Below are 12,444 nucleotides of genomic sequence, written 5' to 3'. Positions count from 1 at the left end.
TCTATGGCACTTACCAGCAAACAGCGCGCTGCCCTGCGCGGCGCCGCCAACACGATGGACCCCGTATACCAGATCGGCAAGGGCGAAATTGACGAGACCCTCATCCAAGGCGTTGCCGACTGCCTGGCCGCCCGCGAATTGATCAAAGTCAAGGTTCTGGACAACAGCGAGTATTCCGCCCGCGAGGCTGCCGACATCCTGTGCGAGAAGATCGGCTGCGAGAGCGTGCAGGTCATCGGCCGCAAGTTTGTGCTGTTCCAGCAGAAAAAGAAAGAGAGCGCCTACGCCGCGCTGCTGGGCAAATGAAGATTTTGCTGTTCGGCGGCACCTTTGACCCGCCGCACAACGGGCACATGAACAACCTGCGGGCGGCCATGGACTGTGTGCAGCCCGACAAGGTCATCGTAATGCCCGCAGGTATCCCGCCCCACAAAAAGGCCAGCGGCACCGATGCCGCCCTGCGTCTGGCCATGTGCGAGTGTTTTACGGCGCTTTCGCCCAAGGTCGAAGTGTCGGACTGGGAGGTTCGGCAGGGGGGACGCAATTACTCGGTCAATACTGTGGAGATGCTGCACAGCCGCTACCCCCACGACAGGCTGTATATGTGTCTGGGCAGCGATATGCTGCTGAGCTTTACGCGCTGGTATCGCTGGCAGGATATCCTGCACCTGACTACCCTTGTGGTGGAAAGCCGCGAAACCGGAGACAATGCCGTGTTGCTGGCCGCTGCCGATGAACTGCGCCGCCAAGGCGGTACCGTTCTGCTGGCCAGGGCGCAGGCATTCCCTTGCGCGTCCAGTGATATCCGCAGCGGGCGCGTACCCCGCAGCGCGTGGCAGGACTTTTTGCCGCAAAACGTACTACAAATTGTAGAAGATAACAATTTGTATAGCAACAATACATGCCGTTAGGGGTAAAACCGCCCCCAAGCAGGATGTTTCCCTTGAAAGAAGGTCAATAAAACACCATGACTGTTGAGCAAGCCAAAAGCATTGTAAAGCCGCTGCTGAGCGAAAAACGCTGGACGCACACCAAAAATGTAAAAAAAATGGCGGTAAAATTGGCGCGCCGCTGGGGTTGCGATGGAGAAAAGGCCGCTGTATCGGCAATTTTGCACGACAGCGCCAAGGAACTGCCCAAAGAGCAGTTGTTGCAGATTTTTGCCGATAATGCTATAATAGCGCTAGATGCACCCAAACGCCCCACGCCGGTGTGGCACGGCATAGCCGCCGCCATTCTGGCGCAGACCCGCTGGGGCGTGCAGGACGAGGAAATTTTATCGGCCATTCGCTGCCATACTACCGGCAAGCCTGACATGAGCCTGTTGGATAAGATCCTCTATCTGGCCGATATGACCAGCGCCGAGCGGGATTGGCCCGGTGTGGAGGAGCTGCGCAGCCTGCAAATGCAGGATCTGGACGCGGCGCTTTGCCTGGCCCTGAAACGTAGCATCGATTTTGTGAACGACAAGGGCGGCACACTGGATCCCGAAAGTGTGGCCGCATACGAATACGCCGAACAACACAAACGACCCCCAACGTCAAAACAGGGAGGATAACGTCATGAGCGAACCGCGCAAGCTTCATACCGAGAGCGCATACGGTGCCTCACAGGATCAATACGAAAAAGCTCGCCGCCTTGCGCAGCAGCAGGCAGCCCAAAATGCACGCCGCCGCATTCAGCGCCCCGTGCAGCCGGTGCAGGGGCGGCAGATCGACCCGCACCATGCTGTCCGCCCCGAACCGCCGGAAACGGAGCAGCCGCAGGCCCCCGTTGAACAGCCTGCCGCACCGCAGCCCGTGCAGGAGCCTGTTGTGCAGGAGCCTGTTGCCGAGGAATTCGACCCACAACAGCCGCAGGAGCCTAAGCCCCTGACCCGTGCCCAGCAGCAGGCCATGGCGCTGCGCGCCCAGTATGAACGCAAATACGGCACCGACACCGCCTACCGCACCCAGCGCATTGAGCCGCAGCCTGCGCCGCGTCCCGTACGTCCCGCCGCGCCGCAGCCAGAAGCACGGCCGGTGCAGCAGGAACACCGCCGTGTTGTCCGCCCGGACGCCCCCGCCGAGGCACCCGCCCGCGCCGCACGGCCGCAGCAGTCGGTTTCCCGCACCATCAACCGCACCCCGCGCCCGACCACGCAGCCCGAACAGAAGGCTGCACCTGCGCCGCGTCCGGCTGCCAAAAATGCCGTGTTTGACTACGACGCCGCCACGGCGGACACCGCCCCCAAAACCGGCAAGGGCATCGCCTTAGAGGGTGAGCCTGCCAAACGCACAGCCTCCGGCGGGAAACCGCCGCGCAAGCCCGGCAGCAGCCCTAAGGAGGGCGGCAAGGGCAAAAAGCCCAAGAAAAAGCGCGCATGGTGGAAAACCCTGCTGGCCGTGGTGCTGGTGCTGGTCATCATTTTCGGTGCGGCCTTCGCCATTATCATGAACGCCCTCAAGCCCAACGGCGGCATCAACGGCACGACCATCAGTTCCATCGTCAACACCCCCAAGGCCTACCAGGGCAAGGAATTCAACCTGCTGGTCGTGGGTATTGACCGTTCGACCGAGGACGGAACCGCTTCGTCCGACGGCGTCAACGACGGCATGACCGATATGATCATGTGGCTGCACTTCGACAACGAAAACCAGAGTGTCAGCATGCTGCAGATTCCCCGCAACATTATGGTCACGACTGACCGCAGCGTTTCCGGCAACTACCAGATCAACGCCGTTGCCAAGACCCAAGGCAGCAGCGGTTACAACAATATTGACGCTCTGGCGCAGCTTTTGTACGACCAGTTCAAGCTGGAATGCGACGGCTATGTCAGCGTCCGTCTGGAGGCCCTCAGCGAGCTGATCGACATCTTAGGCGGCATTGACGTCAACGTGCCCGAAGAAATCGACTACCGCAAGGTGGAGGGCGGCGGCAACAGCTACCTGCCCGCCGGTTATCAGCGCCTGACAGGTGCGCAGGCCGAGTTCTTCCTGCGCGCGCGCAAGACCTACGGCACCAGCGACCTCAAGCGATTGGAGGTGCAGCGGTATTTCTACTCGGCGCTGTTCGCCCGCCTGCGCAGCATGACGGTGGTAGACATCGCCCGTATGCTGCCCTTTATGCTCAGCTATGTCGAAACCGACCTCAGCGTTTCCGAGCTGGTCAGCGTGGCGGTCAGCATGCTGAAGATCCACAGCGACAAGATCTGTCTGGCGCGTGTGCCTGTGTATATGGGCGGCAACCTTGCATGGCCGCAGAACGTGGAAAAACCCAACAGCGTCGTTGTGGTCGCCAAGCAGGAGACCGCCGACGTGCTGAACCAGTATTTCCGCTCGGCAGACCGTCAGGTCGATGCGTCGGAGCTGAACGTTTGCCAGGCGCTGGACACCAGCGGCATGACGCCGCAGGATGCCGCCGTCAAGGTCATGAACGACCTGAACAAAGAGGTCGTTGACGCGCAGCAGAACAACAACCATATTTCCAACGACGATGCCGGCGATGATGTCTATGAGGTCGTGCCCGACAGCGCCGCCGAATCCGAAAGCACCGACGGCGACAGTACTTCTGAACCCGCCGCATAAGGAGAACGTATATGCAAAGCAAAGAAATCGCCATCCGTCTGGCCCGCGCGCTGGACTCTAAAAAAGCGCTGAACGTGCACATTCTGGCAGTCGAGGCGCTGACCACCGTGACCGAGTATTTCGTCATCGCCACCGGCAACTCCACCACCCATGTGGGTGCCTTGGCCGATGAGGCCGAGTTCCAGCTGGGACAGCAGGGTGTACCCGCCCTGCGCACCGAAGGCCATGACGGCAAGCGCTGGGTGCTGCTGGATTACGGCTGCGTCATTGTCCATGTCTTTACGCAGGAGGCTCACGATTACTACGACCTGGAGCACCTGTGGGCGGACGCCAAGGCTATCCCTGCATCCGAGTGGCTGCCGGAGGAGGACGCCGCACAGCAGGGCTGATGCTAAATTTCAAAGGCAATACCGCACAATTCTAAGTGCCGATACGGCGAGCGAGGTGCGGCAGATGCTAAGCCAAAAGCGCAGGCAATACTTTGTGTATTGGCGAGCATTTTGGCAACGCAGATGCCGTGCCGCAGCCGCCGGAGCGGTGCTTAAGCCGTCAGGCGGGAATTGTGCGGTGTTGCCCACACATTCGGGGAGAGAAGAGAAGTTATGAAGTACGATTTCCAACAAGTTGAAGCCAAATGGCAAAAGGTCTGGAAGGACGAGAACACCTTCCATGCCGAAATCGACCACACCAAGCCCAAGTTCTATGCGCTGGTCGAGTTTCCGTATCCTTCCGCCGCCGGTCTGCACGTCGGCCACCCCCGCAGCTACACGGCGCTGGACATCGTGGCCCGCAAAAAGCGCCAGTGCGGCTACAACGTCCTGTACCCCATGGGCTGGGACGCCTTCGGCCTGCCGACCGAGAACTTTGCCCTGAAAAACCATATCAACCCTGAGATCGTGACCGCCAACAACGTCGCCCGCTTTAAGAGCCAGCTGCAGGCGCTGGGCCTGAGCTTTGACTGGGACCGTGAGGTCAACACCACCGACCCCGAATACTACAAGTGGACGCAGTGGATCTTTGTGCAGCTGTTCAAAAAGGGTCTTGCCTACAAGAAAGAGACCACCGTCAACTACTGCACCGGCTGCAAGGTTGTTCTGGCCAACGAGGAAGTCGTCAACGGCGTGTGCGAGCGCTGCGGCAGCCCCGTTGTGCAGAAAAACAAGAGCCAGTGGATGCTGAAAATTACCGCCTACGCCGACCGTCTCATCGACGATCTGGACGAGGTGGACTACATTGACCGCGTCAAGACCCAGCAGCGCAACTGGATCGGCCGCAGCCACGGCGCCGAGATCAACTTTGACACCACCTGCGGCGATGTGCTGACCGTCTACACCACCCGCGCCGACACGCTGTTCGGCTGCACCTACATGGTCATCAGCCCCGAACACGCTTTTATCAAAAAGTGGACCGAGGCAGGTCTTATCGAAAACGCCGCCAAGGTTGCCGCCTATCAGGAGGAGGCTGCCCGCAAGTCTGACTTCGAGCGCACCGAGCTGAACAAGGAAAAGACCGGTGTCGTCATCCAGGGCGTACAGGCCATCAACCCCGCCAACGGCAAGCAGGTGCCCATCTTTGTTTCCGACTATGTTCTGGCCACCTACGGCACTGGCGCCATCATGGCCGTGCCCGCCCACGACACCCGCGACTGGGAGTTTGCCAAAAAGTTCGGTATGCCCATTGTCGAGGTCGTCAAGGGCACTGTGCCCAGCGATCTGGATAAAGAGGCCTTTACCGACGTTGCCACCGGCACGCTGGTCAACTCCGATTTCCTGAACGGTCTGTCTGTTGAGGACGCCAAGACCAAGATGTACGCCTGGCTGGAAGAAAACGGCAAGGGTCACAAGCAGGTCAACTTCAAGCTGCGCGACTGGGTGTTCAGCCGTCAGCGCTACTGGGGCGAGCCGATCCCCATGGTCAACTGCCCCAAGTGCGGCTGGGTACCCCTGCCCGAAAGCGAGCTGCCCCTGCGCCTGCCCGAGATCAAGGACTTTGAGCCGGGCGAAAACGGCGAAAGCCCGCTGGCCCGCCACACCGAGTGGGTCAACACCACCTGCCCGTGCTGCGGCGGCGAGGCAAAGCGCGAAACCGACACCATGCCCCAGTGGGCCGGTTCCAGCTGGTACTTCTTGCGCTACTGCGACCCCCACAACAAGGAGGCTCTGGCCGGCAAGGAAGCGCTGGAATACTGGAGCCCCGTGGACTGGTATAACGGCGGTATGGAGCATACCACCCTGCATCTGCTGTACAGCCGTTTCTGGCATAAATTCCTGTACGATCTCGGCGTAGTGCCCACCAAGGAGCCGTACCAGAAGCGTACCTCCCATGGCATGATTTTGGGTCTGAACCCCCACGCCTACGAAAACCAGCCCGATGCCGAGCGCAAGCGCCTGCTGGCCGAGTATGGCGACGAAAAGGCAGCCCGTCAGGCACTCGTCAACAAATACGGCGAGATGGCCGAGCACCCCATCGTCAAGATGTCCAAGTCCTTGGGCAACGTGGTCAACCCCGACGACGTTGTGGCAGAGTACGGCGCCGACACCCTGCGCATGTACGAGATGTTCATCGGTGACTTTGAGAAGGCCGCCCCGTGGAACACCTCCTCCATCAAGGGCTGCAAGCGTTTCCTGGACAAGATCTGGTCCATGAGTGAGAAGCTCGTTGAGGGTGACGGCATCCGCCCCGAATTGGAGGCTGTTGTCAACCGCAGCATCAAGAAGGTCGGCGAGGACATCGACGCGCTGAAGGCCAACACCGCCATTGCGCAGCTGATGATCTACGTCAACGCCCTCAGCGACAAGGGCGGCGCCACCAAGGCCGAGTACGAGGTTTTGCTGCAGCTGCTGAACCCCTTTGCCCCCCACATGACCGAGGAACTGTGGCAGCAGCTGGGTCACACCGAGCAGCTGGCATACTATCCGTGGCCGGTCTACGACGAAGCCAAGTGCGTGGAGCAGACCATTGAGATCGCCGTGCAGGTCAACGGCAAGGTCAAGGCCCGCATCATGGTGCCCGCCGCCATCGAGAGCGCCGATGCCATTGCCCGCGCTAAAGAGGAACCCGCCGTGGCCGAGGCCATGGCAGGCAAGACCGTTGCCAAGGAAATTTACGTCAAGGGCAAGCTGGTCAACATCGCCGTCAAGGGCTAATAAAAATCAACAGCCACGGAAATTTCCGTGGCTGTTTTTGCGGAGAAAACTATGCGTGATATGACAAAAGGCGCACCGCTGCAGCACCTGCTTTTCTACGCCGTGCCGTTGCTTTTTGGCAACTGGCTGCAGCTTGCCTACAATGCGGCGGATTCCGTTATAGCGGGGCGGTTTATCGGGCAGGACGCCCTTGCCGCCGAGGGGATCGCCTCCCCGGTAATGAATCTTGTGATTTTGGCGATATCGGGGCTTTGCATCGGTGCCGGCGTTCTGATGAGCGAGGCCTACGGTGCCAAACAGCCTGACCGTCTGCGCAGTATTTTGGGCACCACCCTGACGTTCGGCTCGCTGCTTTGTGTCGCCGTGGCGCTGCTGGGTGTGGCGGTGACGCCGTGGCTGCTGCGGTTGTTGGCCGCGCCGCCGGAAATTGCAGACATCACAGGCATCTATCTGCGCATTACCTTTCTGGGCGCACCGTTCACCTTTTTCTACAATGCGCTGGCAGCAGGGCTGAAAAGCGCGGGGGATTCCAAAACGCCGCTGAAATTTTTGGCGTTTTCCGCTGTCCTCAACGCCGTGCTGGACCTGATTTTTATCGGCGGGCTGGGATTCGGCATTGTCTGCAGCGCCGTCACCACCGTGGTGGCAGAGGGGGTCAGTGCGCTGCTGGCGCTGGTGTACATGCTGCGCCGCGTACCCGAACTTTGCCCGCAAGGGAAGCAGTGGCGAATCGCCCCCGCCTTGCTTGGCCCGATTATGCAATACGGTGCCGTCACGGCGCTGCAGCAGGCCGTGCAGCCGGTCTGCAAGCTGCTGATCCAAGGGCAGGTCAACGCCTTGGGCGTACAGGCCATTGCGGCCTTTAACGCCGCTACCCGCGTGGACGATTTTGCCTTTACGCCGGAGCAGAGCATTGCCGCCGCCATCACGACCTATATCGCACAAAACCGCGGGGCAGGGCAGGGACAGCGTATCCGCAGCGGCTTTGCGGCGGGGCTGCGGCTGGAGCTGGGCTACTGGGTGCTGGTGGGCAGTGTGACATGGTTCCTGCGCCGGCCGATGATTGCGCTGTTTGTGGCAGGGCAGGGAGCCGACGATGTGGTGCGGCAGGGAGCCGGCTATCTCGGCTATATGGCGGTGTTGTACGCTCTGCCCGCGCTGACCAACGGCTTCCAGGGCTTTTACCGCGGCATGGGCAAGATGACCACGACGCTGCTGGGAACCTGCACCCAGGCGGGGCTGCGGGCGCTGTTTGCCGCATTGCTGGCCCCGCGAGTGGGGCTGTCGGGCATTGCGGCGGCCTGTGCCGTCGGCTGGACAGCCATGCTGCTGTTTGAGGTGCCCTATTATTTCTACACCTGCCGCAAACAGGGAATCGGATAAGAAAAAGCCGCCCGGTCGGGCGGCTTTTCGTTACATCTTGTGGTCGGCAAACAGGGGGTCGTCCTGCCACAGCACCACATGCCCTGCCGCGCGGGTGGCGTTCATGTCAATGATGCGCTGGTTGCCGCTGCCGCGAAAACGCAGGCTGATATCATGCTGCGCCTCAATAAAATCACCGTCCACCAATACGTCGATGTACTGCAAAAATTCGTCGGTCACCTCACAGCGGCCGGGTCCGGGCTGCATAACATCGCGTTCAAAGGTGTTGCCCGTGTAACACCAGATGGTCTTGTTGGGATACAGCACCTTTACATTTTTAATAAAGGGCAGCAGTTCGCGCTGGTTTTCCGGCTCCAGCGGCTCGCCCCCCAGCAGCGACAGGCCGTTGATGTAGCTCGGCTCCAGGCTTTGCAAGATCTCGTTGCGAACCTCCTTGGTGAAGGGCGCGCCATAGTTGAAATCCCACGCCACGGCATTAAAGCAGTTGGGGCAGCGGCGGCGGCAGCCCGATACAAACAGGCTGGTGCGCACACCCTCGCCGTTGGCAATGTCGCAGTATTTTATCGTTGCGTAATTCATGGCAGATGTATACTCCTTTGTGGTCGACCACTATATCTTGTATAAAAAGCGGCCAACCCCCTAAAATCTATACATAGTATAGCAGGGTTGCCGCCGATGCGCAAGCCCTTGCCATAGCCATAGCGCACAAAATACAACGGCACATCGTTATCTATGGGAAAACTGCTCAAAATACACAAAAAACCGGCCTGTTTTTCGGCATGGGCCTTTTTGCACGATGGTGCGATGAAAATGCAATATTTTGCGTGATTTTGCTTTTGAACCACAATATATAGTGGTTTCTGCTATTGACTTTCCCTTTGCGGTGCGGTATGATAAATGTGCTCGCAAATGCGGAATTATACATTGCGAATTGTTATACGATATGTATTAAGCAACTTGTTATCATCATTTTTAAGGGGATTCGGTATGAAAATCATCAAGCGCAACGGCAGCGAAGCCGTATTCGACATTACCAAAATTATCGCGGCGATCACCAAGGCCAACAACGTCGTGGCAGAAAACCAGCGCTTGACCAAGGAGCAGGTCATCGATATCTCCGACAAGGTTCAAAAAATCTGTCTGGAGCGCGGCCATGCCATGAATGTTGAGGAAATTCAGGACCTGGTCGAGAATGCCATCATGGAGACCGGCGCCCACGAGGTGGCCCGCAAATACATCACCTACCGCTATGTGCAAAGCCTCAAGCGCACCCACAACACCACCGACGACAAGATCCTCTCGCTGATCGAGTGCAACAATGAGGAAGTCAAGCAGGAAAACTCCAACAAAAACCCCACCGTCAACAGCGTCCAGCGCGACTATATGGCCGGTGAGGTCAGCAAGGATCTGACCATGCGTATGCTGCTGCCGCAGGAGATCGTCAAGGCGCACGAGGAGGGCATCATCCACTTCCACGACGCCGACTACTACGCCCAGCACATGCACAACTGCGACCTCGTCAACTTGGAGGATATGCTGCAGAACGGCACGGTCATTTCCGGCACCCTAATCGAAAAGCCCCATTCCTTCTCCACCGCCTGCAACATCGCCACGCAGATCATCGCGCAGGTTGCCTCCAGCCAGTACGGCGGTCAGAGCATCAGCCTGACCCATCTGGCACCCTTTGTGGACGTCAGCCGCAAGAAGATCCGCCGCGATGTCGAGGCCGAGCTGGCCGATTTGGGCATCAACCCCGGGGAAGAAAAAATCTCTGAAATCGTGGAAAAGCGCCTGCGCGAGGAAATCAAGCGCGGTGTGCAGACCATTCAGTATCAGGTCGTCACGCTGATGACCACCAACGGTCAGGCTCCCTTTATCACCGTGTTCATGTACCTGAACGAGGCAGGGGACAACCAGCGCCTCAAATCCGACCTTGCCATCATCATTGAGGAAATGCTGCGCCAGCGCTATCAGGGCGTCAAGAACGAGGCCGGTGTCTGGATCACCCCCGCGTTCCCCAAGCTGATCTATGTGTTGGAGGACGACAACGTCTACGAGGGGCAGCCCTACTACTACCTGACCAAGCTGGCAGCCAAGTGCACCGCTAAGCGCATGGTGCCCGACTACATCAGCGAAAAGAAGATGAAGGAGTACAAGGTCGACAAAAACGGCGAAGGCCACTGCTACACCTGCATGGGCTGCCGCAGCTTCCTGACCCCTTACGTTGACGAAAACGGCAAGCCCAAGTATTACGGCCGTTTCAACCAGGGCGTTGTGACCATCAACCTGGTGGACGTGGCGCTGTCCAGCGGCGGCGACTTTGATAAGTTCTGGAAAATCTTTGACGAACGCCTGGAGCTGTGCCACAAGGCGCTGATGTGCCGCCACAACCGCCTGAAGGGTACCCTGAGCGATGCCGCACCCATCCTGTGGCAGTACGGTGCGCTGGCGCGCCTGGGCAAGGGCGAGACCATCGACAAGCTGCTGTACGGCGGTTATTCCACCATCAGCCTGGGCTATGCGGGTCTGTATGAGTGCTGCAAGTATATGACCGGCAAGAGCCACACCGACCCCGCCGCCAAGCCCTTTGCGCTGAATGTCATGCAGCATATGAACGACGCCTGCGCGGGCTGGAAGCAGCAGCACAACATCGATTTCAGCCTGTACGGCACCCCGCTGGAATCCACCACCTACAAGTTTGCCAAGTGCCTGCAAAAGCGCTTCGGCGTGGTGCCCGGCATCACCGACCGCAACTATATCACCAACTCCTACCACGTCCATGTTTCCGAGCAGATCGACGCCTTCACCAAGCTGAAGTTTGAGAGCGACTTCCAAAAGCTGTCTCCGGGCGGCGCTATCAGCTACGTCGAGGTGCCCAACATGCAGGATAACCTCGAAGCCGTCATCAAGGTCATGCAGTTCATCTACGAAAACATTATGTATGCCGAGCTGAACACCAAGAGCGACTACTGCCAGGTCTGCGGCTATGACGGAGAGATCAGCATCGTGCAGGAGGACGGCAAGCTGGTGTGGGAGTGCCCCAAGTGCCATAACCGTGACCAGAACAAGCTGAACGTCGCCCGCCGCACCTGCGGCTACATCGGCACCCAGTTCTGGAACCAGGGGCGCACCGCCGAGATCAAGGATCGCGTGCTGCACCTGTAAGCATTGACAAAACCCGCGTTTTGTGCTTAAATTACACTATACGCGAATGAAGAAAAACACCCACCGCCCGGCGCGAATTTTCCCCTCGCGCCGGGCGGTTCGTATAAATACGGAGGTCTATTATGGCAGACGAAAAACGCAAACGTATTCTCTCGGGCATTCAGCCCACCGGCACGCCTACCCTGGGCAACTATATCGGCGCGGTGCGCAACTGGGCGCTGCTGCAATCGGACTACGACTGCCTGTATATGGTGGCCGACCTGCACTCTCTGACCGTGCGCCAGAACCCCGCCGAGCTGCGCCGCCGCACCCGTGAGCTGTCCGCCCTGCTGCTGGCGGTGGGCATCGACCCCAAGGAACACGTCCTGTTCGTGCAAAGCCATGTGCCTGCCCACACCCAGCTGTCCTGGGTGCTGGCCTGCAATACCCAGTTCGGTGAGCTGTCCCGTATGACCCAGTTCAAGGACAAGAGCGCCAAGCATCCCGACAACGTCAACGGCGGTCTGTTTACCTACCCCGTCCTGATGGCTGCCGATATTCTGATCTACAACGCCGACCTCGTGCCCGTAGGGCAGGATCAGACCCAGCATCTGGAGATCGCCCGCGATATCGCCGGACGCTTTAACAACATCTACGGCGACACCTTCACCCTGCCGGAGGGCTATGTCCCCGCCAGCGGTGCCAAGATCATGTCGCTGGCCGAGCCTGCCAAGAAGATGAGCAAGTCCGACACCAACGTCAACTCTTTCATTTTGATGACCGACGACAAGGACACCATCATCCGCAAGTGCAAGCGCGCCGTCACCGACTCGGACGGCTGCGTGCGCTTTGACCGCGAGCAGAAGCCCGGCGTGTCCAACCTGATGACGATCTACGGTACTTTTACCGGCAAATCCATGGACAAGATCGCTGCCGAGTTTGAGGGCAAGGGCTACGGCGACTTCAAGCTGGCTGTGGCCGAGGTCACTGCCGACGCGCTGACCCCCGTGCAGGCCGAGTATAGCCGTATTTTGGCGGACAAGGCTTATGTCGATGAGGTGCTGAAATCCGGTGCCGAGCGCGCCGCCCGCCTTGCCAACCGCACGGTCAGCAAGGTGTACCGCAAGGTGGGGCTCCTGCAGCTGGACAAGTAAGCAGAACTGCCAAAATTTTACTTGACAAAACGGCGCTGAACCGTTATAATA

At 59.1% G+C, this 12,444-nt stretch carries 10 protein-coding genes; 9 read left to right on the top strand and 1 reads right to left on the bottom strand.

The window, feature by feature from the left end; genetic code table 11:
* Positions 1–3 precede the first annotated feature (3 nt).
* The 7 genes from Q0I19_RS01245 to Q0I19_RS01215 all read left to right on the top strand — a co-directional run bounded on the left by Q0I19_RS01245 (position 4) and on the right by Q0I19_RS01215 (position 8,095).
* On the top strand, positions 4–306 hold the full coding sequence (locus Q0I19_RS01245) for a YhbY family RNA-binding protein (RefSeq protein ID WP_294759576.1): 303 nt from the start codon (positions 4–6) through the stop codon (positions 304–306).
* The gene (gene nadD / locus Q0I19_RS01240) at positions 303–911 is read left to right on the top strand and encodes a nicotinate (nicotinamide) nucleotide adenylyltransferase (RefSeq protein ID WP_294759574.1); all 609 of its coding nucleotides are present in this window, start codon (positions 303–305) and stop codon (positions 909–911) included. The genes Q0I19_RS01245 and nadD overlap by 4 nt, the downstream gene beginning before the upstream one ends.
* A gap of 56 nt (positions 912–967) precedes the next feature.
* Positions 968–1,558 carry a bis(5'-nucleosyl)-tetraphosphatase (symmetrical) YqeK gene (gene yqeK / locus Q0I19_RS01235; protein WP_294759572.1) on the top strand — a complete coding sequence of 197 codons (591 nt, stop codon included), beginning with the start codon at positions 968–970 and terminating at the stop codon, positions 1,556–1,558.
* Positions 1,559–1,562: 4 nt separating this feature from the next.
* Complete coding sequence (locus Q0I19_RS01230) at positions 1,563–3,566, top strand: LCP family protein (RefSeq protein WP_294759571.1); 2,004 nt, start codon at positions 1,563–1,565, stop codon at positions 3,564–3,566.
* An 11-nt stretch (positions 3,567–3,577) separates the two neighbouring features.
* Complete coding sequence (gene rsfS, locus Q0I19_RS01225) at positions 3,578–3,955, top strand: ribosome silencing factor (protein WP_294759570.1); 378 nt, start codon at positions 3,578–3,580, stop codon at positions 3,953–3,955.
* A 213-nt stretch (positions 3,956–4,168) separates the two neighbouring features.
* Entirely contained in the window at positions 4,169–6,712 is a 2,544-nt protein-coding gene (gene leuS / locus Q0I19_RS01220; protein WP_294759568.1) for a leucine--tRNA ligase, read from the top strand.
* A 51-nt stretch (positions 6,713–6,763) separates the two neighbouring features.
* A complete protein-coding gene (locus Q0I19_RS01215; RefSeq protein WP_294759567.1) occupies positions 6,764–8,095 on the top strand; it encodes an MATE family efflux transporter in 1,332 nt (443 codons plus the stop codon).
* A gap of 30 nt (positions 8,096–8,125) precedes the next feature.
* Here the strand turns inward: Q0I19_RS01215 and nrdG are convergent, their stop codons facing one another.
* Positions 8,126–8,674 carry an anaerobic ribonucleoside-triphosphate reductase activating protein gene (gene nrdG, locus Q0I19_RS01210; RefSeq protein ID WP_294759566.1) on the bottom strand — a complete coding sequence of 183 codons (549 nt, stop codon included), beginning with the start codon at positions 8,672–8,674 and terminating at the stop codon, positions 8,126–8,128.
* 408 nt (positions 8,675–9,082) lie between these two features.
* Here nrdG and nrdD point away from each other — a divergent pair, with 408 nt between their 5' ends.
* Complete coding sequence (gene nrdD, locus Q0I19_RS01205) at positions 9,083–11,260, top strand: anaerobic ribonucleoside-triphosphate reductase (RefSeq protein WP_294759565.1); 2,178 nt, start codon at positions 9,083–9,085, stop codon at positions 11,258–11,260.
* A gap of 122 nt (positions 11,261–11,382) precedes the next feature.
* Positions 11,383–12,393, top strand: a complete 1,011-nt coding sequence (gene trpS, locus Q0I19_RS01200) for a tryptophan--tRNA ligase (RefSeq protein WP_294759564.1) — start codon at positions 11,383–11,385, stop codon at positions 12,391–12,393.
* The last annotated feature ends 51 nt before the right edge of the window (positions 12,394–12,444 follow it).

It is taken from the genome of uncultured Gemmiger sp., from assembly GCF_934561205.1.
In the GTDB taxonomy this organism is placed as follows: domain Bacteria; phylum Bacillota; class Clostridia; order Oscillospirales; family Ruminococcaceae; genus Gemmiger.
The sequence above is the reverse complement of the archived record's forward strand: the minus strand, read 5'-3'. Positions and strand labels throughout refer to the sequence as shown.